At 63.5% G+C, this 26,381-nt stretch carries 13 protein-coding genes and 1 pseudogene; 4 read left to right on the forward strand and 10 right to left on the reverse strand.

The genetic code is table 11. The features are described 5' to 3' along the window. The 6 genes and pseudogenes from AC5Y4F_RS25770 to AC5Y4F_RS25795 form a co-directional block, all read right to left on the reverse strand. A pseudogene (locus tag AC5Y4F_RS25770) lies at nt 1-6,929 on the reverse strand (amino acid adenylation domain-containing protein); the annotation flags it as partial. Nucleotides 6,930-6,952: 23 nt separating this feature from the next. Then, nucleotides 6,953-7,183, reverse strand: a complete 231-nt coding sequence (locus AC5Y4F_RS25775; RefSeq protein WP_067933312.1) for an MbtH family protein — start codon at nt 7,181-7,183, stop codon at nt 6,953-6,955. A gap of 721 nt (nt 7,184-7,904) precedes the next feature. Beyond that, on the reverse strand, nt 7,905-9,173 hold the full coding sequence (locus AC5Y4F_RS25780; protein ID WP_499999398.1) for a glycosyltransferase: 1,269 nt from the start codon (nt 9,171-9,173) through the stop codon (nt 7,905-7,907). A gap of 65 nt (nt 9,174-9,238) precedes the next feature. After that, entirely contained in the window at nt 9,239-10,204 is a 966-nt protein-coding gene (locus AC5Y4F_RS25785; protein WP_067933314.1) for an FkbM family methyltransferase, read from the reverse strand. Nucleotides 10,205-10,513: 309 nt separating this feature from the next. Further along, complete coding sequence (locus tag AC5Y4F_RS25790; RefSeq protein ID WP_067933315.1) at nt 10,514-11,491, reverse strand: aldo/keto reductase; 978 nt, start codon at nt 11,489-11,491, stop codon at nt 10,514-10,516. After that, nucleotides 11,492-13,096, reverse strand: a complete 1,605-nt coding sequence (locus AC5Y4F_RS25795; RefSeq protein WP_499999401.1) for a GMC oxidoreductase — start codon at nt 13,094-13,096, stop codon at nt 11,492-11,494. 236 nt (nt 13,097-13,332) lie between these two features. Here AC5Y4F_RS25795 and AC5Y4F_RS25800 point away from each other — a divergent pair, with 236 nt between their 5' ends. Continuing rightward, entirely contained in the window at nt 13,333-15,006 is a 1,674-nt protein-coding gene (locus AC5Y4F_RS25800) for a GMC oxidoreductase (RefSeq protein ID WP_067933417.1), read from the forward strand. Nucleotides 15,007-15,016: 10 nt separating this feature from the next. On the opposite strand, the gene AC5Y4F_RS25805 is transcribed toward AC5Y4F_RS25800, so the two are convergent. After that, nucleotides 15,017-16,285: a glycosyltransferase gene (locus AC5Y4F_RS25805; protein WP_499999408.1), complete on the reverse strand. Its 1,269-nt coding sequence runs from the start codon at nt 16,283-16,285 to the stop codon at nt 15,017-15,019. A gap of 274 nt (nt 16,286-16,559) precedes the next feature. Here AC5Y4F_RS25805 and AC5Y4F_RS25810 point away from each other — a divergent pair, with 274 nt between their 5' ends. Together AC5Y4F_RS25810 and AC5Y4F_RS25815 are read left to right on the forward strand one after the other, a co-directional pair. Further along, nucleotides 16,560-18,755, forward strand: a complete 2,196-nt coding sequence (locus tag AC5Y4F_RS25810; RefSeq protein WP_499999411.1) for an acyltransferase family protein — start codon at nt 16,560-16,562, stop codon at nt 18,753-18,755. Between the two features lie 387 nt (nt 18,756-19,142). Continuing rightward, nucleotides 19,143-20,216 carry an NAD-dependent epimerase/dehydratase family protein gene (locus AC5Y4F_RS25815; RefSeq protein ID WP_499999465.1) on the forward strand — a complete coding sequence of 358 codons (1,074 nt, stop codon included), beginning with the start codon at nt 19,143-19,145 and terminating at the stop codon, nt 20,214-20,216. A 74-nt stretch (nt 20,217-20,290) separates the two neighbouring features. On the opposite strand, the gene AC5Y4F_RS25820 is transcribed toward AC5Y4F_RS25815, so the two are convergent. Continuing rightward, nucleotides 20,291-21,556, reverse strand: coding sequence for a glycosyltransferase (locus AC5Y4F_RS25820; protein WP_499999413.1), 1,266 nt, complete (start codon nt 21,554-21,556; stop codon nt 20,291-20,293). Between the two features lie 398 nt (nt 21,557-21,954). Here AC5Y4F_RS25820 and AC5Y4F_RS25825 point away from each other — a divergent pair, with 398 nt between their 5' ends. Further along, complete coding sequence (locus tag AC5Y4F_RS25825; protein ID WP_499999415.1) at nt 21,955-23,595, forward strand: GMC oxidoreductase; 1,641 nt, start codon at nt 21,955-21,957, stop codon at nt 23,593-23,595. A 35-nt stretch (nt 23,596-23,630) separates the two neighbouring features. On the opposite strand, the gene AC5Y4F_RS25830 is transcribed toward AC5Y4F_RS25825, so the two are convergent. Further along, on the reverse strand, nt 23,631-24,632 hold the full coding sequence (locus tag AC5Y4F_RS25830) for a Gfo/Idh/MocA family protein (protein WP_499999420.1): 1,002 nt from the start codon (nt 24,630-24,632) through the stop codon (nt 23,631-23,633). Between the two features lie 290 nt (nt 24,633-24,922). Then, entirely contained in the window at nt 24,923-26,170 is a 1,248-nt protein-coding gene (locus tag AC5Y4F_RS25835; protein ID WP_499999423.1) for a glycosyltransferase, read from the reverse strand. Between the last annotated feature and the right edge of the window lie 211 nt (nt 26,171-26,381).

Below are 26,381 nucleotides of genomic sequence, written 5' to 3' on the forward strand. Positions count from 1 at the left end.
ACCCCGCCCCCGAACCGGCCACATACAACTCGCCGACCACACCGGCCGGCACCGGACGCAGCCAGCCGTCCAGCACGAAGAAGGAAAGGTGCGCCAACGGCGCCCCGACCGGGCTCGCACTTTTCACGGTGTCGCTGTCGACGATCTCGCGAAACGAGGCATGCACCGTCGTCTCGGTGGTGCCGTACATATTGATCAGTCGCGGTAATCCCGGGTGTTGCTGCAGCCACTTCCCAACACGTTGGGGGTCGAGCGCTTCACCGGCGAATACCACACTCTGCAGCGCGAGCCCTCGCTCGGGCTCCCGTGATTGAGCGCCGACGGATTGCAGCGCATAAAACGCCGAGGGCGTTTGGCTGAGCACGCTGACCTGTTCACGCACCAGCAACGCATGGAATTCCTCCGGCGAGCGCGCCAACGACTCAGGCACTACCACCAGCCGCCCACCATGCAGCAGCGCGCCCCACATCTCCCACACAGAGACGTCGAAGGCCAGAGAATGCCACTGGGACCACACCTGACCGGCGAGCTCCATATCTTTGCCCGCCGCGTCCAGCAGTTGGATGACATTGTGGTGGTTGATCGCCACGCCCTTGGGCACACCGGTGGTGCCCGAGGTGTAGATCAGGTAGGCGACGTCCTCGGCGGCCGGCGCCGGCAGCGCGGTGCTCGGTTGCGTCTCGATGCGTGGATCGTCGACGTCGATGACCAGCACGTCATGTCCATCCAGCCGGTCGAGAAGTGCATTGCTCGTGACCGCAGCGATCGGCTTGGCATCACCGAGCACGAACTCAGCCCGCGCCGGCGGCACCGCCGGGTCGATCGGCACGTACGCCGCCCCGGTCTTGAGCACGGCCAGGATCGCCATGATCGACTCGGCCGACCGTGACAACAACAACGCCACCCGCTGACCCGGCCCCGCACCATGACCGGCCAACAGGTGCGCCAACCGGTTCGCGGCCTCATCCAGCTCGCGGTATGTCAGCGATCGGCCCTCAAAACTAACCGCCACCGCCTCCGGAGCCCGCGCCACCTGCGCAGCAAACAACGCCGGAATCGAAACCTCCGACACCGCCCGCCGCCTCAGCGCCGCCCGGTTGCCCCAGCCCTCCAATCGGACAAGCTCACCGGCATCCAGCACATCCAGCGATGAAAGCCGCCGACCCGGATCGGTGGCCATCGCAGCTAATATCCGCTGCAACCGCTCGATCAACACCTCAATGCTGGCCGCGTCAAACACATTTGTGTCGAATTCGAGCCGCAGGCCTAACTCGGCCCCTGGCAGGACTTGGATCGCCAGCGGATAGTGGTTGTATTCGCGATTGCTGAACTCGGTGATGGCCAACCCGTCGGCGCCCGACAACGCGGTGGTGTCGATCGGATAGTTCTCGAATGCGAACAGCGTGTCGAACAACTGGTCGTGGCCGGTGATGCGGTGAATCTCGCGCAGCGCCAAATGCTGGTGCTCCAGCGTGTTGAGGTGATCGCTTTGCAGTTGATCGAGCAGGTCCGCCGTGGTGGTTGTCGGCGTGATGCGAGCCCGTGCGGGGACGGTGTTGATCAACAACCCCACCATCGAGTCCACGCCGACGACCTCGGCAGGCCGACCTGAGACCGTGACGCCGAACACCACATCTGCCTGGCCGGTCAGCAAGCACAGCAACTGCGACCAAGCGCCCTGTAACACGGTGTTGACCGTGGTATGGCAAGAGCGCGCGAGTTCGCCGAGCGCCCGGGTGGTGTCCACGGAAAGCCGAAACGACGCGACGTCTCGCTCGCCAACCTTCAATCGGTCGGGCGGGCCGACCAACGTCGGGTGCTCGAACCCTGCGAGAACCTGATGCCAGGCTGCCCGGGCGGCCTCGAGGTCCCGATCGGCCAGCCAGCTGACAAAACTTCGATAAGGGGTCGCCGCGGGGAGAAACTGCCCGTAGTAGCTCGCGAATATTTCCCCGACCAGGATCGGGAGGGACCAGCCGTCCACCACGATGTGGTGGATTGTCAACACAATCCGATGCCGATCTTCGGCGACGCGTATCAGGGCCGCCCGGAAGGCGGGCTGGTTGGCGAGGTCGCAGACGGCGGCGCGCTCTGCAAGGCAGACTTTCTGAACCTGGTCTTCCACATCAACGTTGATGTCGCCCGACAGTTCGACATACCGCCAGGGCACTGCGGGGTCCGCCGGAATGATCTGCATCGGCTTGTCGAACTGGTCGGAGAAGCGGGCCATCAAATTGGGATGCCGGTTCAGCATTACGTGCACCGCGTCGCACAGGCGTTGCCGATCAAGCGGCCCGACCACCGTGATATCCAGCTGCACCGCGTAAAGGTCGTCGCTGCCCACCGCTGTGCTGGTGTGAAAAAGCAGCCCCTCCTGCAGCGGTGTCAGCGGCAGGACGTCAGCAATCCGCATATTGTCGCTGGAGCTCGTCGATCTGCTGCTGGCTGAGACCGGCAAGAGCGATATCCGAGGGCGTCAACCCGCCCCCGCCCCGCCGGACATGCGCACAAATGCCGGTCAAGGCGTCGAACCACAAACGGCTTAGCCGGCTGACCTGCGCGCGTTCCAGCGCCGAGGACGCCCAGGTCCAGCTGGCGTGCAGATGCGGGCCGGTATCGGTGTCCACGGTGCCCGCGTTGAGCTCCACAGTGTGCAGCAGTGGCATCGGCACCCCGGCGGATGCGGCGGTCAACGACAAACCTTCTTCGCTGATGCGCCACACATCGCCTGATGACGAAGATAAAGCAGGCCCGCCCAGCCGTCCCAAATAGTTGAACCCAATCGGAGAATCGAACCCGGTCAGGTCAACATCGGCATTCAGATAGCGCAGCACGCCGTAAGTCAGCGGATCAGGGAGGGCGCGCAGCTGTTCTTTGGCGGCTTTGATCGCCTCTCCGAGGGCGTTTTCGCCGGCTCGCACCTGCGCCCAGCTCACCTCACCGATCGTCAACGACACCGGGTATTTCGCCGTGAACCACCCCACAGTGCGGGAAAGGTCAACGTCGGCGGCCAGCTCTCCATGTCGCCCGTGCCCCTCGACGTCGATGCCCACAGGGGCGCCATGGGTGCCCAAAAATTCCGTCAACGCCAACCCGAACGCGATCAACAAAATTTCGTCCACCTCGGCGCGAAATGCCGCAGGCACCTCGGCGAGCAACGTCCGGGTCGTGTCAACGTCCAGCTCCATCGATAGGTGGCCTGCGGTGGCAAACGTATCCACCCCAGGCTGCACTGCCGGCAACGCCGCTGAAACGGCCGCCACCTCACGCCACGCCTCGGCCTGATTCAATACCTCCGCGGCGCCGGCATACTCAACCAGCAGCGACGCCCACCGCGCAAACGACGTGCCTCCGGCCGGCAACGCCACCGGCTGGCCGCCGTGAAGCTGCGCCCATGCGGTATTGAGATCCTCCAGCAGTATCCGCCAAGACACCGCGTCGACCGCGAGATGGTGAATGATCAATGCCAACTGACCTGTTGACGCTTCCCACACCGCACTGAGCATCGCCCCGGCGGCCGGATTCAGCCGCGACCGCGCCTTCACCATAGCCTCGTGGGACAGCACATCCACCGATTGCACGCATTCGCCGGCATCCACGGACCCAGGCTCAGGCACCTGTAAAGACCAGCCGCCGGAACCATCGTCGTCGACACGCAGCCGCAACATCGGATGGCTATCCAGCAGGGCTTGCAACACCACCACTACGTCGGTTTCGGTGACTCGCGCGGGAGCCTGCACCACCATCGTCTGATTGAACTGCTCGACTGGACCATCAATGTCCTGCAACCAGCGCATGATCGGGGTGGCCAATACCGGGCCTACGCCGTCATCCGCTACGCCGTCCTCGCTGCCCACGGCCACCACGGCAACTCGAGCTAGCCGGGCCACCGTCTGCTCCACGAAGATGTCTCGCGGCCGGCACAAGACGCCAGCGGCACGGGCCCGGGCCACTACCTTCATCGCCAGCAGCGAATCCCCACCCAGGTCGAAGAACGAGTCGTCAACGCCGATGCGCTCGACACCGAGTGTCTGAGCGTAGACAGCGGCCAGAATCTCTTCGGTGTGGTTGTCGGGAGCGCGGTACCCACCGGTGTCTTGGTACTCGGGCGCGGGCAACGCCCGTTTATCGAGTTTGCCGTTGACGGTCAATGGCAGCGATTCCACCGCGACTAGAGCCGCCGGGACCATATACGCGGGCAGCCGTTGAGCCAATACGGCGCGCGCCGCACCAGGGTCCGCTGCGCCGGTGAGGTAGCCCACCAGGCGCTTGTCGCCGGGACGGTCCTCGCGGGCGATCACCACCGCCTGCTGGACCCCCTCCACCGCGGCAAGAGCTGCCTGCACCTCACCGAGCTCGATGCGATGTCCACGAATCTTGACCTGCTCGTCGGCGCGCCCGAGGTATTGCAGCTGCCCGTCGGGGCGCCAACACACCAGATCTCCCGTGCGATACATCCGCGCACCTGAGCCACCGAAAGGGCTTGCGACAAACCGCGATGCGGTCAACCCGCCCCGACGCCAGTAGCCACAGCCCACCCCGGCACCGGCAACGTAGAGTTCGCCGACGACCCCGGTCGGCACCGGCCGCAGCCACCCATCTAGCACAAACAACGCCGCCGTCGGCAACGGGGACCCGATCGGCACCACGCCCGACCCGGGTGTCAAGGGCGCACTGATAGCCACCCACATCGTCGTCTCGGTCGGGCCATATTCATTGATCATCACCCGCCGCGGCGCCCACCGATCCATCACCTCGGCAGGGCACGCCTCGCCGCCGACCAGCAAGGCCACCGACTCCAAACCCTCGGGCGACAGCGCCCCGACCGCTGACGGGGTTTGGCTAAGTACGTTGACCCGCTCAGCCACCAGCAAGTCGTGAAAATCCTCCGGCGAGGCGGCCACCGCCTCAGGTACCACCACCAGCCGCCCGCCGCGCAGGAGCGCGCCGAAGATCTCCCAGCCCGAAATGTCGAAGCTATACGAATGCCACTGCGACCACACCCGCTCGGGCCCGGGCGGCAGGCCCGCGTCATCGAGCGAGAAGGCCAACTGGGTGACGTTGCGATGAGTAATGGCCACCCCTTTGGGCACACCCGTGGTGCCCGAGGTGAAGATGATGTAGGCAAGATCATCCGCGGTCGGCCCAGGCAACGCGGTCAAGGGGTGGGTGTCCGCGGCGGTTTCGTTGACATCGATGACCGCGAGGTCACACCCATTCAGTCGATCGGCCAGCTCTGTGGTGGTGACCGCGGCGATCGGTGCAGCGTCGCCGAGCATGAACTCCACCCGGGACCTCGGATGCGCCGGATCAATCGGCAGGTACGCCGCCCCTGTCTTCAGCACCGCCAACATCGCGATGATTGCCTCAGCCGAGCGGAAAAACAGCAACGCCACGCACTGCCCCGGACCTGCTCCCTGAGCGGTGAGCAGATGGGCCAATCGATTAGCCGCTTCATCGAGTTCGTGGTAGGTCCATGATCGCTGCCCACAGACCAACGCCACCGCGTCGGGCGCGTGGGCCACCTGCGCGCCGAACACCGCGGGAATCGACACCGCGGGTACCGCCGGCTCGGTCAAGACCGCCTCGTTACCCCACGCGCCCAAGCGAGCCCGTTCGACCTCGTCGACCAGATCCACTGACGACAGCAGCCGACCCGCGTCAGCAGCCATCGCCACGAACACCCGCTCCAACCGCTTCGCCAGATCGCGCAAATCGCAGTTCGGAAGCAATTGCCCCGCACCAGGAGTGCTGAGGAACAGGTGATCATCGTCGCGGAAGAAGGTTAGCCTGAACTGATCCCCGAGACCATCATGGGTGAGGGTCGCCGTCACCGCAGAACCAGCAAGATCCGCCAGGTGCGTTGTGGGAATGAAGTTGACCGCGACCCGGTCCGGCCCCTCGCCGGAGCCGCGCAAATGCGCCGAATTCTCGAGAGAGTGCACCGGGAATCGCTGATGTTGCAACGCTTCCCGGATTCGCGTGTCGACGTGCTCACAAAAGCTGGCGACCGTCGAACCCGGCGCCGCTTTCAACACCAATGGCACCACCCCGGAAGTCATCCCGGGCACCGTCTTTGACTCCTGACGCACACGCCTGCTCACCGGAAAATCGAATACGACTTCCGAACTCTCGACGTCACACCCACCGACCAGCAACGCGCACGCCGCCGTGATCACCGACGATCGACGCATGCCAAGCGTCTTCGCCAACTTGTCGATCCCGGCGACGGCGAGGGAGTCCAACTGAACAGGCACGGACGATCCATCGCCCTGATTTCCATTCGCGGCGTCCGCGAGCCGATAGCGCGGTTCACCTTGCCGCGGCAGGTTCCTGGTCCAGTACTCCTGATCGTCAAGGTAATCGGGGGACGCTTCGTATTCCAACTCGCAATCAATCAGATCACGCAGCGACCCGAAGTAAGTGGGAGCAATAGCCTCACCAGAAGCAATAGCGCTATAGGTGGTAGCTATTCGGTGGAGGACTAGAGCGAGGCCAATTCCATCGGTGACTATGTGATGGCAGCACACAAAGAAATAAAATTCATCTACGCGCGTCTGCAATAAGGCGAATTTAAACAGCGGGCCACTGAGCGGCATCGCCGTTCGCTGAATCGACGATGCGAGCCGATAAGCGTCCTGTTCGGGATTCGGCGATCCCATGAGGTCATAGCGTGCGAGCTCAACGTGCGGGTCAGGAACGATCGTCTGAATAACCTGGCCATCGACCTGGAAAAAGGCGGCTCGCAGTGGCTCGGCCTCACGCACCACACGACGAATCGCCGACTCAAACAAATCGGTGTCGATCGGACCCGCGATCCGCACAAACACACCCAGTTGCCACCTGGCGCCGAAGCGACCTGTCTCCTCGGCAAGCCAGATGTCCAGCTGACCCCTTGTCAGCGGAAGTGACTGGTCATCAGGTCCCATACGACTCCCCCAAAACCCACGGTCTAGTTGTCAGAGGCCCGGTCCGCCGCCAGCCTGTCGCGCAGACTCTTGGGCCGTATATCGGGCCAGTTCTGTTCGATGTAGTCCAGACACGCAGCGCGGTCGGCCTCGCCGTACACCACCCGCCAGCCGGCGGGGACGTCGGCGAAGGTTGGCCACAAGCTGTGCTGCTCCTCGTCGTTAACCAAGACGAAAAAGCTGCCACTTTCGTCGTCGAACGGATTGACACTCACGATTCTCCATACCTCTAGTCAACGTGGGCGAAACTCCTTTGAAAACGGTACTGGAGGCCACCTGGCCTGTCCGGTGTTTCGGCAAAGTTCCTGGTGCTAGCGAAGGTGATGCCTGACACAGCTCTGACCCCTGCGCTGCGAGGGGTTTGGCAACGACAGCTCTCGGTTTCGTGACATGCCAACGGGCTTGGCTGCGTGCCGATCCGAGAGCTGGCGGACGCGGACTGCAACGAGTTCGGCTTCGTTGTTCGTAGTCTACGAACCACCTCGGGTGCCGCCGCTCGCTCAACGGCGGCTTCCGATCGCTTATACGAGTGTTCCCAATGAGAACGCCCCCGTCAACTTACACGGGCCCCGCGATGGTATTTCATTGGCGATTGCGCTTGGCGCCATTGTTAAGCGGTAGGTAATTTTTGGTGGTCAAACGCGATGTTGGGGCCGTTCACGCCAATAGGCGACCATCCCAGTTGCGGTAAGAAACTGTAATAAACGCGACATCGAATCGTGGTTGTGCAATCCACCTTTGCGTGTATGTCCGACGTTTAGTTGACAACGTCGAGGCAGTCTTTTCCGAGGAGATTGCGCGGTCCCACCCAGATTTCGTGCAGCGGTGTGGCGGACGACGTCCGCCACTAAGGCCGTTGAGCTAAAGCGCCCCTCGCCCCGGTTCTGAAGGATTCACACGTGCCTTGGACTGCCTCGATAGGTGGTCTTACCCGGTTCAGCCGACACGGCGCGGCCGCGCGAAGTTTTCCACCAGATCAGCCGCGGCCGCCACGCTTTCGGCGGGATCCGTCATCCGTGCGGCAAGCTCGCGCGCCCGCGCGACGTAGTCCGGGTCGAGAATGGTGCGGAGGTCCGTGACCAGCGATTCGCGGGTAGTACGCGAGAAGCGACGGGTGGTGCCGACCATCAGTCTTCTGATCTGAGTTCCCCAGAGTGTCTGATTGACGTCCATCGAAAGGATCAACGTGGGCACTCCGGCGCGAAGGCCTACGGCCGTCGTGCCCGCGCCACCGTGGTGCACGACCGCGCGGCAAGCGGGAAAGATGGCGGCGAAATTCACCGCACCCACCACCTTGACATGTTCGAAATGCGGGAGATCACTGAAGTCACTCCAGCCCGAGCAAACCAATGCCCGCTCACCCAGCTGCGCGCAAGCCGCACTGATCATGGCAAGCGTGTCGGCCGGCGAGGTGATCGGCATGCTGCCGAAGCCAAAGAAGATCGGGGGTCGTCCCGCGGCAATCCACGACCCGACTTCTTCGTCGGCATCCGTCGGCGTCTCCATCGTCAGCGCGCCGACAAACGGCCGGCGGCCGTCGTATTTCACCCATTCGGCTGCCAGCCCGGGAAAGCACACCTCGTCGTAGGCCTGGATTTCCAGCGATCCGCGTTCAGCGATCCGTCGCGGTGCGGGGCGCCTTGCCCTTGGCAGACCGAGATGACGGCGCTGTTCGTTTTCGACCTTTCTCTCCACAAACCAATCCAGCCAGTCGAACGCCCTCATCGCCGAGCGGGCCAACGGCGCCGGCAAGAATGGCACGAACTGGCCGTTGGGCCGCACCGGGACGTAGTGCAGCGTGGCCAACGGAATGCCGTAGTGCTCGGCCACGTTGGCGGCAGGACGCTCGAAAGCCAACCCGGTGAATAGCAGGTCGGCCCCCTGAGTCAGCGACGTGAGGGTGGTGCTCATGTCCATCCAGCACTGGGTTACCGGCTCCCGGAGTTCGGCCCACAACCTACGCAGATCTCGAACCCTCCAGATATTGCCGAAAAAAGACATCCAGAAGTCGCGATAGGCTCCTAGCAAAACCCGTGTCTCCAGCCCGTAAGCGATCGCGTCAAGCCCAGCCGACTCCGCGAAGCGAACCAGGTCAGGCGCGACTGCCATGCGCACTTCGTGCCCGCGGCGCAGCAACTCACGGCCAAGGGCGGCGCAGGGCTCGACGTCGCCACGAGTTCCATAGCTCGCCAGCACAACCTTCATCGCGGAATCAGCCTTTCACCCATCGTGCGGCGCCCTGCGCCAACTCGCCCGCAGGAAGATCCGGGCTAGACGTCCCAGGAATAGCGCGGACGTTTGTGCACAAAGATTTCGTCAAAGAAAAGTAGACCGGCATACTCGAAGCCCGATGTTGTCAGCAAGTCATAGACTTTAGAGAACTCATGATTGTGCTCTATGCTTATGACATTTACCTGCACCCTATCGAAGTCAATACCCCGCAGAACTTCGAGTTCGGCACCTTCGACATCGATTGAGAGGTAATCCACGGTTTTCACGCCGCACTCCTTGAGTACGGTATCGATACGATGGCAAGGCACGGTTTCTACAGTTCGCTCGAGTTTCATGGCCTTACCTATCCATTCCACCCACCGAACTTGATTCATGTGTTCGGGTATTCCCCCCAACATGGTTCCCCCGTGGCTTGAGTCGAATATCATCGACAGCAAACTCCCCGGTGGACGCGACTTAGCCTTACCCTGCCCATCTTTCGACAATCCGAGGAAGGAAATCTGGCCGTCTTCATCGTACGCACACCCCTGGATCAAGCGACAGGAGCGATTCGCTTTCAGCGTCTCAAATGTCGCCGGATTGGGCTCGAATGCAATACCGCGCCATTGCAAATGTTTCTCGAAGTAGAACGTATTGCTGCCTACGACTCCGTCGTATGCGCCGACATCAATAAAAAAGCCGGGCCCTCGATTGTTGAAGAACCATCGATTCAGAAATAAGTCCTGGCCGATTTGGCTTTGGTAGCCCTGCTTCAGCCGCTCGGGAGAAAAGGTGTCCCGGTAGATCTCTTTCGCGGTCAGCTCGGGGTCGTGATTCCGAAATAGGTAGCCCATTGCGCGGCCAGTGGGTCCAGACGTCATCGTGTGGTCTATGGTTCGTCCCAGAAAATATATCTCGACCGTTGAAATAACGTCCCGGATCAGCGGGAGCCGAGCTATATAGACGATTGCCCCGAGTGCGATTTGGTGAAAAAGCCGCGGCGCCTTATTGAGATAAGCTAACATTCGCCGCGCGGCTCCGTTCGGAGGGCGGTTGAGGTTGTGGCAGGGCCGGCGAGCACGCGTTCGGGTCCGTCGAACCGACGCCGCGCCCGGCGCGATGTCAGCCGCCTACCCGTCCGGGTGCGCCCGCCTGGCAAAGTGTGTCCTGTCACCATCCCCCGCTCGCTGTTTGTCGTCTGACACATAGTGCCGTCATCCGAAAGATGTTGTGTCCGATTCACAAAGTTAGCAGCGTTTCGCGGAGTCGCGCGCCGCGCGGGCCGGAGCCGCGGAGTCGCTGAGGTGTCGCTAGGAGAATTTTCGGCTCGGGGTTCAACTGCCGGCGAGCCATTGAAGCGTCGCGTCATCAAGCTTCAACGACAGCGCGCTGACGTTGTCGGCGAATTTCTCAGCCGTCGTGCAGCCGACCACGGCAAATGCCTCAAGGGGGTGGCAGAGTACGTACGCCAGTGCGACCTGGGCCACGGTGACCTGGCGGTCTCGCGCGACTGCGGTTGCGCGCCTTAGCCTTTCGACGTTCGACTCGGTGCCGAAGTAAGATTCGCTCCAGCGGCTCACCCGGTTGCCGCCGGGGTGCTTCGGATCGTAGTGTTCGGAGAAGAAACCGCGGGCGAGGCTGGACCATGCGAACACCGAAAGCCCCTGCGTCGAATACCATTCTCGTGCGCCGCGCTGCTCATCCCCTCCGAGCGTCACAGCGCCGGGCCAGGGAGGTCTTTTCCACTCAGCAAGGCTGAATTGGACGCTCGACGCGCTGAATGGGTGCAGCCCGCTGCCCGCGGCGAACGCGCTGGCGACGGCGATTCGTTCGTGAGACCAGTTCGACGCGCCTATCGCCTGGATCTTGCCCTCGCCAATGTGAGTGTTGAGGCGTTCCATGATCGGCTCGACCTGCGCGCAGGGGTGGTCGTAGTGCAGCAGGTACAGGTCGATGTAATCAGTGCCGAGCGCCTTGAGGGATGCGTGCAGGTCGTGCGTCACGTCGGACGCAGAGAGTCGCGGACGTTTCGACAAGAGGTTGGGATGACATCCTTTGCTGATGACCACAATCTGGTCGCGGTTCCGGCGCTGCCGGATCCAGGCCCCCAGCGTTCGTTCGCTGTCCCAGTAGATGCGTGCCGTGTCGAACGCGTTGCACCCGAGCTCGAAAGACCGATCCAGAAGCGAAAAGGCTTGTCGCTCAAGGCTTCGACTGGGCAAGCCCGGCAGTCCGCGGCCCCGCAGTCGATCGGTGCCGAAGACGATCCGAGAGACCGGCTGCTCGATGCCGGCGACCTTCCGATAATCCATTCAGCTCACAGACTTCACGTAGTCATCGACGATGAATCGACACGCTCGAACGGTCAGGGCCATCATTGTGAGTGTGGGATTCTGGAATCCCGGCGAGACAAAGCACGCGCCGTCGGTGACGAATACGTTGTCCGCATCCCAGCACTGGCAGTAGGAGTTCAACACCGAGTTCTCCGGTTCGTCACCCATCCGGGCGCCCCCGGTCTCGTGGATGGCCCCACCGGGCCACAACGCGCCGCACTCGGCGAGGACCAGCGATTGAAGGCGCCGCACCGGAATGTTCCAGCGACCGATCTCGAGGCTCTTGTCGACAGGCAGACCGCCGGCGGATGCGATTTCTGGAAGCTTTCGCTTCATGTGCGCAACCATGTCGACATCGCTGGGCGAATGAGCACACTGGATCCTGGCTACCGGTATTCCCCAGGCGTCCTTCACGCTGGTGTCGAGCGACACGTGATTTTCATACCGAGGCTGCATTTCACCGAATGCACTCATGATCCACACCGGCGCGGCGCGGCCAACTCCCAGTTGGATTCCGTAGCCGCCGGGGAAGTTTGGTGATTCCTTCTCGCAGAAGCTCGGGATGTAAAGGCCCGTTCCGCCGAAGTCGAAGCCATCCTCGTTCAGATCGGCCTCGACATCTGCCTCGGGCACTGTGCCAACTTGCGTGTAGGCGACGTGGTCGCACAGATAACGACCCAAATGGCCCGAGGATCCACCCACACCTGCCGGGTGGATGTCGGATTTGGAGTTCAGCAGGATCCGGACGCTCTCGATCGCCGACGCGCACAGCACGACGACCTTAGCGCGTACCGTCCGCGTCTCCTTCGTCAATCGGTCGACGTATTCAACCCCGGTCGCCTTCCGCGACCCCGCATCCATCAGCAGTCGGCTCACGACGGCGTCGGTCCGAATTTCGAGGCGACCGGTCGCCATAGCGAGCCTGACGGGAAGCGGGACCCTATTCGTGTCGTACTTGGTCTTCCTGGCATACGTCACACGCACGTCCGGAAGGCGTTGCTCGACATTGCTCCGGAACGCTTCCTCGATCTTTGTTGTCTTCGCAGGCCCGATGAACTGTCCATCCGGACAATTCGCGATGTCCGCGTTCTCCCCATACACGCCAAGCGTCCGCTCGACCACGTCGTAGTACGGCGCAAGGTCTTCGTAGGACAAGGGCCAATCCAGACCATCGCCGCGAACGCTAGCGGCCTTGAGCTCGTAATTCGACATCCGTGGCACGTGTCTCCACCACGTGTGCAGGCGTCCGCCCAGTTGACGGCCCCGAAACCACAGGAACCTGTTTCGCCTGGCCGTTGTATACGGATTGTCCCGGTCGCTCACATAGAACTGCCTGGTGGTCTCGGCGAAGGACGAGCACCGCACCTGGATATGCTGGCCTTTCATCGCCCATTTGATCCGCCCCCCGATCCCCATCACGCGCATTTCTGCGTCGGCAGGAAAGTCGTGGGGAATGTCTAGGTTCCTTCCGGCCTCGAGCAACACAACGCTCAGTCCGCCTTCCGTCAGCTCCTTGGCAGCCCACGATCCAGCGGCTCCTGAGCCGACGACGATGGCGTCATACGGTGCTTCGCTTCCAGGCATGCGTCTTCATCTCGTTTCATGCGTGCTTACGCTTGGCCATCGGCAAGGATATGCGTGCCTGCCGCCGTCCACGTCGATTTGACGCAGCGGTAAGCCTTGCCAAAAACGCCCCCGCGCGGCAGTCAATTGTGTGATTCTGGCCTCGGGGAAAATTAATGTGCCCGTGGCGTCCGACCGATATGGATCCTGATCCGCCCAGTTGGACCCAGTTTGGGCATCATCTCGGAGGAACCGATTTGGTTGACCAGAAGTTGAGTCCGCGCGAGGCGGAACGTGTCATGTGGGACGTCATTGTCATCGGCACTGGCATGGGCGGCGGGATGTTGGGCTTTTCGCTGGCCAGGTCAGGCCGCAGGGTGCTCTTCATCGAAAAGGGGCGCTCAACACTGCCTGGAGTGCCGGGCACGATTCGCTCGTCGATCCCAGAAGTGGTCGAGCCGCAGGCGGCTCGTTCGGTGGACACCTATTACGACGCTTTGGCCAGAGCCGGACGCTCCACCGACGAAGTGGAAGACGTCAGCGGCCGCTTCTCGCGGCGGTATTTGCCGGGAGTCGGGAGCGGGACCGGGGGGTCGTCGGCCCTCTACAGCATGGTCTGTGAACGGTTTTTCGCCCGCGATTTCACTCCCCGGCAGGACTTCCGTAACGCCGGCGACTCCACCGTGCCGGAGGCCTGGCCGGTCACCTACGAACAGATGCGGCCCTGGTACACAACGGCCGAGAAGCTGCTGGGGGTTCGGGGCGAGCGCGATCCCCTCCGCCACGAAGCGGCCGACGACGGTCTGCCGGGAGCGCCGCCCTTTTCGGCAGCCAACCAGCCGCTGGTGGATCACCTGGCGGGCCGGGGATTGCATCCCTACCACCTCCCGATGGCCTGCGATTACACCGACGGTTGCACCACCTGCCAGAGTTATCTCTGCCACCTGTCGTGCAAAAACGAGTCGGGTCGCAATTGCCTGCTGCCGGCCGTTACCGAGCACGGCGCCCACCTGCTGACGCAGTGTCAGGCCGTGCATTTGGACGCCGACGCCAAACGGGTTCAGCGGGTCATCTGCCAGCATCCCTCGGGAACACTGACTCTCAAGGCCAAGGTGGTTGCGCTGGCCGCCGGTGCGCTGCTCACCCCGGTGTTGTTGCTCAACTCCCGCTCGGGCGATTGGCCGCGAGGCCTGGCCAACGGCTCAGATTGGGTGGGGCGCAACTTGATGCGTCATCTGGTTGACTTCATCGAGGTCTGGCCGCAACGCGACTCCAACATCACCGCCGAAAACAAAGAGATCGGGCTGAACGACTTCTACTTTTGGGAGGGGGAGAAATACGGCACTTTGCAATCGGGGGGCGCGATGCCGCGAATAGAAGCGTTCACCAACCACCCCGGCTGGCAGTACAAGGCGCTGCGGATGGTAAGTCCCGCGGCGCGGCCGATTTACGAGCGGTTCCTCAGCGGCGGACTGGTATTGGCGGCAATGTTGGAGGACCTGCCCTATCTCGATAACCGCGTGCTGCCATTAGGTGGACCAAGCTCTAACGGCCGTCAGCGCCTGCAGCTTCAGTACCGGCTTCACGCGAGCGAGATCGAGCGCCGCACGGTGTTCTTACGACAGTTGAAAGAGGTTTTCCAGCCGTTCCGCACGAAGTTGCTGCGGGGCGCTACGAACAACGCTGTGCTGGCCCACGTCTGCGGCACGTGCCGCTTCGGTACCAATCCCGCATCCAGCGTGCTCGACCCGAACAACCGGGCGCACGAGGTGGAAAACCTGTACGTGGTGGACGGATCGTTCTTCCCGACCAGCACCGGCCTAAATCCGAGTTTGACGATCGCCGCCAACGCCTTGCGGGTCGCCGAGCACGTGGACCAGGTGCACTTCGCCACAACACCGCAGGCAAACCAGCACACGGTAGCGACGTAGCGGCGTTCGGTCAGCCCACGCGTTTTTTGCGGGCGAAATCCTCAATGAGGTCGGCGGCGGCCGCGACGCTGTCCGCTGCTTTGGTCATCGAGGCACCGACCTGTTTGGCCCGGGTGACGCATTCGGGGGCGAGGATGGTGCGCAGGTCGGCGACAAGCGACTTTTGCGTCAGGCTCGAAAAGCGATGTGCGGTACCGACTTTCAATCGTTTAATTCGAGCCCCCCACAGGGGCTGATCGCCCAGCATCCACAGGATCAGGGTGGGAACTCCGGCGCGTAGCCCGGCTGCCGTCGTGCCCGCCCCACCGTGGTGGACCACCGCGCGGCAGGCCGGAAAGATGGCCGAATGGTTCACTGCGCCCGCCACTTTCACGTGTTCAAGATCCGGGACGTCGCCCAGGTCGGTCCAGCCCGCGCAGACCAACGCTCGTTCGCCCAGTTCCGCGCAGGCCGCGCCGACCATGGCGACCGTGTCGGCGGGAGATTCGATCGGCATGCTGCCGAAACCGAAGTAAATCGGGGGCGTTCCCGCGTCGATCCAGGAGCGGACCTCCTCGTCGGCATCCGCGGGCAACTCCATCGTCAGCGCACCGACAAACGGCCGCTGGCCATTCCACTTCGCCCATTCGTCCGCCAACCCGGGAAAGCACACCTCGTCGTAGGCCTGAATTTCCAGTGACCCCCGTTCGGTGATCCGCCGCGGCCCCGGGCTGGTCGCCTTCGGCAGCCCCAACTCTCGGCGTCGTGTGTCCTGTACCTGCTTCCACATGTGCCAAATCAGCCACTCGCCCACCGTCATTGCTGCCCGGCCGAGCGGGCCGGGCAACAACGGCAACAGCTGGCCATTGGTCCGCAAAGGCATGTGATCCAGTGTGGCCAAAGGGATATCGTAGTATTCTGCGACGTCGGCAACGACCTCCTGATAAGCCATGGCGGTGCACAACAAATCCGCCCCCTCGGCCAAGGAGACCAGCGTTGCGCTCATCTCCCCCCAGCACCGCACACTTGGTTCCCAGGATTCGCGCCACACCTTGGCCAGGTTGCGAACCCTCCAGAAGTGGCTGGACAACTCCCGCCAGAAGTCGCGGTGCGCGTCGAACATCGCCTCCTCGTGCAGGCCGTAGGGCACCGCCTCGAGCCCGGCCGCCTCCGCGAAACCGACCAGGGCCGGCGATACGGCCATGCGCACTTCGTGACCACGACGCAGCAATTCCAGGCCTAGTGCCGCGCACGGCTCGACGTCGCCTCGGGTTCCGTAGCCCGCCAACACAAACTTCATCGCGTGATTCGCCTTTCACTTCCGACGCGCTCTGCGAGATGAAAACGACACCGCCAAAGGGCCTCAACCGCTCGGCAGCCTAACCCGACACCGACGGCACCCGCGCGAAAACCCGCGCCCAACCTGATCAAGCCTCGCATCCTTCTCAGATGGCGAAGAAAGTACGCGGCAATGTGTTGCGACGGGTCGACAAGGCCCGCAACTAAAGTCGTATGGCGGCTGCCGAAGTGTAACAATGGCCTCTGTTCGAAGACCGCGTCCTCTTACGAAGTTGATGACCTTGCGCCAGGCCAATAACGCCCGCCATGTCGAAAAGGCGCGGGGTCAGCGCTCCGCGCCCGCGGGATTTCGTCCGGATATCGAGGGTTTGCGCGCTGTCGCGGTGTTAGGCGTCGTCCTCTTTCACGCTGAGCTGCCCGGTGTGGGCGGTGGCTACGTCGGCGTGGATGTGTTCTTTGTTATTTCGGGCTTCCTCATCACCGGGCTGCTCTGGCGCGAGGTGAGCACCACCGGTACCGTCCGGCTGGGCCGCTTCTACGGCGCACGGGCCCGCCGTCTGCTGCCGGCGTCGGCCACGGTGGGAGTCATTACTGCGATCGCGTCGGCTCTCCTGTTGCCGCCGTTGCAGGCCCAAACCGTGATCGCTGACGGCGTCGCCAGCGCCCTGTATATCGGCAACTACTGGTTCGTCGTTCAAGGCGTCGATTACCTGGCCGCCAACCTGCCGCCTTCGCCGTTCCTGCACTACTGGTCTTTGGGTGTGGAGGAACAGTTTTACCTGGTGTGGCCGGCGGTGATGATCGGTGCGGCGTGGCTCATGAGGCGTGCGCGCCAGCGCACTAGGAGCCACGCGTTCTCGTCGGAGAGCCCCTATGTGGTGGTCTTTGCGCTGGTCGGGGCCGGTTCGTTTGCGGTGTCGCTGGTAATCACTTACGTGATGCTTCCGGTGGCGTTTTTTTCGCTGCCCACCCGGGCCTGGCAGTTGGCCGCCGGCGGCTTGGTGGCCCTCACGGCCGGCCGATGGCGCAGGCTCCCGGCACTACCTGCCGCCATTGCGGGATGGGCGGGCCTGGCCCTGATCTTGTTGGCCTGCACCCTGTTGCGCGCGACCACGTTCTATCCGGGCACCGCCGCGCTGTTGCCTGTCTTAGGCACGGTGCTGGTCATCGGGGCGGGCTGTGCCGCAGCTTCTCGGGGATGCGCCCGTTTGCTGTCATCGCCGCCGATGCGGGCCGTCGGCCGAATATCGTATTCGTGGTATCTGTGGCACTGGCCGGTGCTAGTGCTCGCACCGCATTTGTTGGGCCACCCGTTGGGGCTGGCCGCTCGGTTGGGAGCGGCCATCGTGTCCGCCGGGCTGGCGGTGCTCACACTGCGTCTCATCGAGAACCCGCTGCGGTTCGCCCCTGCCCTGCGCCGGTCCTCCCTCGGGAGCCTTGCGCTTGGTGGTGCCGCCACCGCGGTAGCCGTCTGTGTGGGCGCGGCGCTTCTGGAATCGGTGCCTAATCCCGTCGGGCGCGGCGCGCCGGCCGCTGCGCTCAAAGTCGCTGTGGCGCCTCCCTGGACGGGCCATAACGTCGACGCGTACGACGCGGCGGTGCAGCAAGCGTTCGCGCAGGTGCAGGCGGCGGTCGCGGCGTCCGCCCAGCTGAAAGCCGTTCCATCGAACCTTGATCCGCCGCTTGCCGACGCGGCAGCCAAACTGCAGGCGTTGCTCCTCAACGGCTGCCTGCTGAGCAATTTGCAGATCCGCCAAGTCAGTCAGCCCGAGTGCGCGACGGGCGATACCGCCTCGACGACGACGGTGGCCCTGGTCGGCGACTCGAATGCCGCGATGTGGGCTCCGGCGCTCCAGCGGGTCGCCGAGCAGCGGCACTGGCGGCTGGAGACCCTGACGAAAGCGGCCTGCCCATTGATGGACTTGCCCATTACCAACCCCCTCCGTCGCTGGGTCACCCATTGCGAGCAGTGGCGTGGCGAGGTTCTCAACCGGTTACGCGTCGAGCGTCCCCAGCTGGTCGTGGTCAGCATGGCTCGCGGCTATCGCGCCGGTCAGAGTTGGCAGCCGGGTTTCACATCGTATGACCCACTGTGGTTCGACAGCCTGAGCCGTCTAACGCAGCAATTGCGGGGCTTTGGCGCGAAGGTGCTCGTGCTCGGTCCGGTCCCGATTCTGCTGTCGGTGGTGCCGATCTGCGTCTCCGGGCACCTCGATGATCCGACGGGCTGCGCGTCGCCTAGGTCGATGGTGGTGAACGAATCCGGCATCGGCGCTGAGGCCGCGGCCACCAACGCGGGCGGCGGACAGTACGCCGACCTGACCGAGCTGTTCTGCACCGCCGAGCGCTGCCCGGCCATCGTGGGCAACTCCCTGGTGTACCTCGAGGGAGGCCACGTCACGGGCGAATACGCGCGGCTCTTGGCACCGGCAATCGGAGCGCTTGCAGACCGCGCGCTGGCCGACGGTTGAGTGCGATGCCAACCTGCCCCGTTGATCGATAGGCGGAGGACGCCGTCGCATCGTGGGTTCTCGCCTTACTTTTTCCAGGAACGGTACTCCCATCCAATCAACCTGTGTGGCAGCGAATTTCGGGAATAACTCGGACCATCGAATGCTGGGGGTTTGCCCCGCGCGTCAAGGACCGGCCAAACGTCCACCTGCCGCATCGATGGTGCAAACACTCTGCCACCAGCCCGGCTCCGGCCCACTGGGCCGGGCAAGCCGTTCGGCAACGGGTGGTAGAAAGCGCGCACCCCAAACCCGGATATGATCGACCAGACCGCACAGATATTGGCGCGTGCCGGTCACCTAATTCGTCAGTAGACAAACCGGGAGGCGTCGGTCTTGTCAACGTCCGTGCTCGTCACTGGTGGGGCAGGATTTATCGGGTCCGCGCTCGCCCATCGACTGGTCAAAGCCGGTTATGACGTCGGGGTGATGGACGTCCTGCATCCGCAGGTGCATGCCGGATATCAGCCGATAGACCTGCCGAAATCGGTGCGGTTCTTCACCGGAGACGTCACCCATGCCCCTGACTGGGATGCGGTGCTTCGGTTGTTTCGCCCTTCTCAAGTCGTCCATTTGGCCGCCGAAACGGGAACGGCACAGTCGCTTTCCGAGGCAACGCGCCACGGCTCGGTGAACGTGGTAGGCACCACCCAGCTTCTGGACGCCCTGAGTCGCTCGGGAGTCGTGCCCGACCAGCTTGTGCTGGCGTCCTCACGGGCCGTCTACGGCGAGGGCGCTTGGCAATGCGGTACGCAGACCTTCTACCCGCGACCCCGCAGCCATGCTCAACTATCGGCCGGTATCTGGGATCCCCAAGGGCCCAACTCCGAACCGGCGGTGGCCCTTCCGAGCAGCGCGGCGCAAACCGAGCCCCGCCCCACCAACATCTACGCAGCGACCAAACTCGCTCAGGAGCACATGTTGGCGGCTTGGACGGCCGCCCACGACACCGGTCTCAGTGTGCTGCGTCTGCAGAATGTCTACGGGCCGGGCCAATCGCTGACCAATTCCTACACCGGAATCGTCACTCTCTTCGCACGATTGGCGCGCGCGCAACGCCCGTTGGAGGTATACGAAGACGGCCGGATCGTACGCGATTTCGTCTTCATCGACGATGTCGTCGACGCGTTGTTCGCAGCGGTGCGAAGGCCGACGGCTGAACCACGCCGAGTCGATGTCGGGTCGGGAACCGCGACCACCATTCACGAGCTGGCCCGCAAGATCGCCGCCATCTGCGGCGCCCCGGAACCGATTGTCGTACCCAAATTTCGCGACGGCGATGTACGCGCCGCGAGCTGCACCGTCGAGGCGGCGCACGACGCACTCGACTGGCGTCCGAAGTGGACACTCGAGGACGGTCTTCATGCACTGCTCAAGTGGATTGGCGAGCAACCCGAATTACCTTTGGAGCCAAACGGATAGCGTTGACAGCTTGCCGCGCACCGGTTTAGCCGTCGGCCAAGGTTGCCGACCGTCGCCGAGCGCAACTCAATCGATTATCCAGCCCGCCTCTTGCGCGCGAAATCTTCGAGCAGATCGACTGCGGTTGCAACGCTTTCGGCCGGTTTGGTCATTCGGGTCGCGATCTCGCGCGCCCGCGCGACGTACTGCGGGTCGAGGATCCGGCGCAGATCCGCGACGAGCGATTCTTCGGTGGTGGAAAAGCCGCCGGCGGTGCCCACCTTCAGGCGTTCAACCTGGGCTGCCCAGAGCGTCTGATCGAGAAACGTCGAAAGGATCAACTGCGGGACTCCGGCACGAAGGCCAGCGGCCGTGGTGCCCGCTCCCCCGTGGTGCACGACCGCACGGCAGGCGGGAAAGATGGCCGCATAATTCAGCGTGCCCACCACCTTGACGTTCTCGAAATGGGCGAAGTCGCCGAACTCAGTCTCGGCCGCACATACCAACGCCCGCTCGCCTAACTGCGTGCAGGCCGCGCTGAACATAGCGATCGTGTCGGCGGGAGATTTGACTGCCGTGCTCCCAAAGCCGAAGAAAATGGGCGGTGTTCCCGCCGCGATCCACGATGCCACGTCCTCGTCGGCATCCGTTGGCAACTCCAAGGTCAGCGCGCCGACAAAGGGCCGCTGGGCTTTCCATTGCGCCCATTCGGCCGCCAGCCCGGGAAAGCACACCTCGTCGTAGGCCTGAAGTTCCAGCGATCCGCGTTCGGCGATCCGTCGCGACCAGAGCTTGGTGGCCTTCGGCAGGCCCATTTTGCGGCGCTGGACGTTCTCGAGTTTCCTCGTCACGGGCCAACCCAGCCAGTCGTTCACCCGCATTGCGGAGCGTGCCACCGGCGCCGGGAGCCGCGCCACGAGCTGCCCGTTGGGCCGCATCGGAGAGGTATGCAGCAGGGCCAATGGAATGTCGTAATACTCGGCCACATCGGAAGCCGCCTCCTGGCCAATCACCATGGTGAGTAAAACGTCGGCTCCGTCGGCCAGCGACAGCAGAGTCGTGGTGATCTCGTCCCAGCTCCGGTTGAGCAGGTGCCAATCCTCGCGGCCCAGCCTGATCACACTCCGGACCTTCCAGAAATTCCGGAATAACCGCGTCAAGAATTCGCGGTGCAGATCCTGCCACTCCCGCGCATCCGGTCCGCAAGCAACCGCCGTTAGCCCAACCGACTCGACAAAGCCGACCAGATCCGGCGCCACGGCCATACGCACCTCGTGCCCTCTGCGCAGCAGCTCCCGTCCAAGGGCAGCGCAAGGTTCAACATCACCGCGAGTCCCATAGCATCCCAGCACAATCTTCATCGCGGAGCGTTAGCCTTTCACCTATTCGTGCGCGTTCTGCGAGACGCAAGCGGGCGCCTCCCGTCCGCCAGCTGCCATCTCACTGCATAACCCCGTACCCACGCTATCGACTGGGAACCAGCAGTCGTGGGCGAAGCGATCCACCTCGTCCAGACAGACTAAGGGTCGACCAGGATTCGCGCCCGCATAACGTCGTCCTACATATCACTGATACATACGAGCGGTGCGCCGTCGCCCGCATTCGATAGGGAGTGCGGGCCGCGGGTCTTTGCGCGACACCTGGGTTGCCCACGTGACCGTTGTTGGACGGTTCAGCCCGCCGCGGGGGCGGATGCTATGGTCGTGATCGCTCAAACCGGGCAAAAGCTCTGGGCATTCATCCGTTGAGGAACTCGATTTTGGCTGACGGCGAGCTGAGTCCGCGCGAGGCGGAACGCGTCATGTGGGACGTGATTGTCGTCGGCACGGGCATGGGCGGCGGGATGCTGGGCTACTCGTTGGCCAGGTCGGGCCGCAGGGTGCTGCTCGTCGAGAAGGGGCGCTCGACACTGCCCGGGGTGCCGGGCACGATCCGGTCTTCGGAGCCGGAACTGGCCGAGCCGCTGGCGAGTCGTTCCGTGGACACCTATTACGACGCGTTGGCCCGGGGCGGGCGCACCACCGACGCGATCGAATTCATGGTCAACGGCTCCGCGCGGCAGTTTGTGCCCTACCTCGGCAGCGGGACCGGCGGGTCCTCGGCGCTGTATGGGATGGTCTGCGAGCGGTTCTTCGCCCGTGACTTCACTCCGCGGCAGGATTTTCGCGACCCCGGCGAGTCCACCGTCCCGGAGGCCTGGCCGCTCACCTACGACCAAATGCGGCCCTGGTACGCGGCGGCCGAGAAGTTGTTGGGGGTTCGCGGCCAGCCCGACCCTTTGCGACCGGAGGCGGCCGAGGTCGGTTTGCCTGCGGCACCACCCTTTTCGGCCGACGTTCGGCCGTTGGTCGACTACCTGGCCGGTCGGGGTTTGCATCCCTACCACCTGCCGATGGCTTGCGACTACACCGACGGGTGTACCAGCTGTCAGGGATATCTCTGCCAACAGTCGTGCAAAAACGACGCCGCCCGCAATTGCCTGCTGCCGGCCATCAACGAACACGGCGCCCAGCTCCTGACACAGTGTCGTGTCGTGCGGCTGAACGCCGACACCACCCGGGTCCAGCAAGTCATCTGTGAGCATCCCTCCGGCACGCTGACCCTCAAAGCGAAGGTGGTGGTGCTGGCTGCCGGGGCGCTGCTCACTCCGGTTTTATTGCTGAGTTCCCGCTCGGGTGATTGGCCGCGCGGATTGGCCAACGGCTCAGACTTGGTGGGGCGCAACCTGATGCGTCATCTGATTGACTGGGTGGAGATCTGGCCGCAGCGGGATTGGAAGATCAGAGGCCCGAACAAGGAAATCGGGTTGAATGATTTTTACTTCTGGGAGGGGCAGAAGTACGGCACCGTACAGTCAGCGGGTTTGGTGCCGCCCATGGAGGTCCTGACCAGTCAGCCGGGCTGGCAGAGCAGGGCGCTGCGCCCGATGCGACCAGCGCTACGTCCGCTCTACCGGCATTTCTTCAATAGCGGTCATCTGCTGGCCCTGATCATGGAAGACCTGCCCTATCTGGACAACCGCGTGCTGCCGTCCGACTGGACGACCTCGGACGGCTGCCGGCGGCCGAGGGTCGAGTATCGTCTGCATGCCGGTGAGCTCGAGCGCCGCTCCGTGTTCTTACGCCAGTTGAAAGAGGTGTTCGAGCCTTTTCGCAAAATCACCTTGCGCGGGGCCACGAACAACGCGGCCGTAGCCCATGTGTGCGGAACGTGCAGGTTCGGTACCGATCCGGAATCCAGTGTGCTGGACCCACAGAACCGGGCACACGAAGTAGACAACCTCTACGTGGTGGACGCCTCGTTCTTCCCGTCCAGCACCGGTCTGAATCCCAGTTTGACGATCGCCGCCAACGCCTTGCGGGTGGCGGCGCATGTGAACCAGGCGCATTTCGCCGCCTGAGAACGAAGGGTGCCGTTGCGGTATCGGTGCCGACGCTAGGTTCGTTCGGTCGGCTGGCGAACCGGGAGGCCGGCGGCGCGATAGATTGCATCGACGACGGTCATGTTCTCGATCGCGTCTTCTAGCGTCGTCTTGACCGGCTCACCGCGCAGCACCGCCGCGGCGAAAGCGTCGAGCTGATAGGCGAAGGGGCTGCGTCCCGGGAAGCGCTCTGTCCGATTGCCCTCGGAAGATCGGACCGTCAGCCGACGAAAAGGCGCAAGCGGGCTGAGCACACCCAGTTGCCCACGGTCACCAATCACCTTGGCGCTCAAGTGCAGTAGATCAGATGACCACATCGAGCAGCGGACCTGTGCAGTATGCCCAGCCGCAAACCGCAACTCGGCCGTCATTGCCCGGTCCACCTGAGCACCGCGCAATTTGGCATGTGCCGAAACGACTTCCGGAGTCGAGCCACCGAACGTGCGAGCCATATTGACCGCATAACAGCCAAGATCCATCGTCACACCACCCGCAAGGGAGTAGTCGTAACGGATGTCGGAGAACTTCGGCAGCAGCGTGCACAGGGCCACTTCCACTCGCTTCAGCTTGCCCAACTCGCCGGAGGCGATGATCTGCTCCGCGCGCAAAGTCAAAGGGAGATAGCGATAATAGAACCCCTCCATCACCACTCGGTCGGACTTCGCGGCCAGCTCGCCGATCTCGCGGGCCTCGGCCGCATTGGCGGCAAAAGGCTTCTCGCACAACACGTGTTTACCCGCGGTAAGCGCACCACGAGCCCATCTGCCGTGCAAGCCGTTCGGCAAGGCGATGTAGACGGCGTCCAGTTCTGGATCGGCGACCAGCGCCTCGTAAGTGTCGTGCACTCGGGGGATGCCGTGTTTGACGGCGAAGGCTTGAGCGCGGGCCACTTCGCGCGATGCCACCGCAGCCACCTCTACCTCGGCGGTGTCCTTCGCCGGGTTGACGACGGCGGCGGGTGCGACGCGGGCGGTGCCCAGTATGCCGATCCGTACCGGGGTCCCGCGTCTAGACACGGGACCCAATGCTAGCAGCTGAGAAGTTGACTGACCGCCGATTGCGGCGACCTCCGGCACGCAATCGCCTCGGCGGTCAGCACCGGCATCGCGATGATTGCAGTTTTTGGGCCAGTGCAATCGTCAGCTACCTCGCCGGACCCACGAAAAACCAAGCGGCACTGCGGCTACTGCACGACTTTGGCCGGCCGTCAACGGTGGGCGACTGACGGCGGCGGGTCATCTTCGATTCTCGAGACCTTCAGCGTGACTCTGCTGCGGCGCCGACGTCCGAACGGTCAACTGCCCGATCACCCGACACGCTTGGAGCGGGCGAAATCTTCCAAGAGATCGGCGGCGGCCGCAACGCTTTCGGCGGGTTTGGTCATGCGGGTGGCAAGCTCACGGGCACGGGTGACGTATTGCGGTGCAAGGATGGTGCGCAGGTCAGCGACCAACGATTCTTTTGTAGTGCTCGAAAGGCGCCGTCCGGAGCCGACTTTCAGCCGTTTGACCACAGCTGCCCAGCGCGGTTGATCGCCCAAGATCCACAGGATCAACGTGGGTATCCCGGCGCGCAGGCCGGCGGCCGTGGTCCCCGCACCGCCATGGTGTACGACGGCGCGGCAGGCAGGAAAGATGGCCGAGTGGTTGACCTCGTCCACCACCTTGACCTGATCACAATGGGCAACCTCGCTGAAGTCGGTCCAGCCCGCGCACACCAGCGCCCTTTCGCCTAGCTCCGAGCACGCCGCGCTCACCATGGCAAGCGTGTCGGTGGCAGATTCGACCGGCATGCTGCCGAAACCGAAGTAGATCGGCGCTTTCCCCGCGGCGATCCAGGAGAGGACCTCCTCATCGGCGTCGGTGGGCAGCTCCATCGTCAGCGCGCCGACAAAGGGCCGTTGACCGTTCGAATTCGCCCATTCGGCGGCCAGCTCGGGAAAGCAAATCGCCTCGTAGGCTTGAATTTCCAACGACCCCCGTTCAACGATCCGCCACGGCCAGGGGCGTGTGGCCTTCGGCAGACCCAGTCGACGGCGCTGCGCGTCCTCGACCTTTTTCCAAAGGCGCCAAACCAGCCACTCGACCGCCGTACCCGAATAGCGGCGCAGTCCCTGACCGTTGGACCGTGAGAGGAAGGTATGCAGCGTGGCCAGCGGAATGCCGTGGTATTCAGCGATATTGGCGGCGGGTCCCTCGAAGGCCAGTCCGGTGACCAGGACGTCGGCGCCCTCGGCCAGCGACATCAGCGTTCCGCTGATCTCGTCCCAACACTGGGCAAACAACTCCCGAGACTCGCGCCCCGACCTGATCAGCTCCTTGACCTTCCAGAAGCGGCGAGACAACGACGTCTCGAAATCCCGTTGTCCGGGGATCCACCGCCGCGTCTCGAGCCCATAGGCGACCGCGGGAAGTCCAACCGCCTCGACGAAGCCAACGAGTTCAGGCGCCACGGCCAGTCGCACGTCGTGCCCTCTGCGCAGCAGTTCGCGGCCGACCGCAACGCACGGCTCGACATCGCCACGACTCCCATAACTCGCCAGCACAAACCTCATTGCGAATTTAAGCCCCCGACTTCCCGTGCGCTTCGGCGTAGATGAGCGGCAGCCCGCGCCCCGGCTCAGCCGCCCGGCAGTTTAACCCACAAGGACCGCCATCGACGGCCATCTGACCGTTCCCAGCCGCTGCTTGTTCGGATGCGGTCAGAGACGTCATGTTGGACAGTCCGTTGCGGTCGCCGACGCCGGCGTTAGAACTTCATCGGTT

It is taken from the genome of Mycobacterium sp. NGS56, assembly GCF_059812425.1.

Excerpts from the sequence above, each read along its gene's own strand:
- AC5Y4F_RS25780 (WP_499999398.1), bottom strand. The coding sequence starts at position 9,173 with ATGAAGGTTGTGCTGGCGAGCTATGGAACTCGTGGCGACGTCGAGCCC.
- AC5Y4F_RS25785 (WP_067933314.1), bottom strand. The coding sequence starts at position 10,204 with ATGTTAGCTTATCTCAATAAGGCGCCGCGGCTTTTTCACCAAATCGCA.
- AC5Y4F_RS25790 (WP_067933315.1), bottom strand. The coding sequence starts at position 11,491 with ATGGATTATCGGAAGGTCGCCGGCATCGAGCAGCCGGTCTCTCGGATC.
- AC5Y4F_RS25795 (WP_499999401.1), bottom strand. The coding sequence starts at position 13,096 with ATGCCTGGAAGCGAAGCACCGTATGACGCCATCGTCGTCGGCTCAGGA.
- AC5Y4F_RS25805 (WP_499999408.1), bottom strand. The coding sequence starts at position 16,285 with ATGAAGTTTGTGTTGGCGGGCTACGGAACCCGAGGCGACGTCGAGCCG.
- AC5Y4F_RS25810 (WP_499999411.1), top strand. The coding sequence starts at position 16,560 with ATGACCTTGCGCCAGGCCAATAACGCCCGCCATGTCGAAAAGGCGCGG.
- AC5Y4F_RS25820 (WP_499999413.1), bottom strand. The coding sequence starts at position 21,556 with ATGAAGATTGTGCTGGGATGCTATGGGACTCGCGGTGATGTTGAACCT.
- AC5Y4F_RS25835 (WP_499999423.1), bottom strand. The coding sequence starts at position 26,170 with ATGAGGTTTGTGCTGGCGAGTTATGGGAGTCGTGGCGATGTCGAGCCG.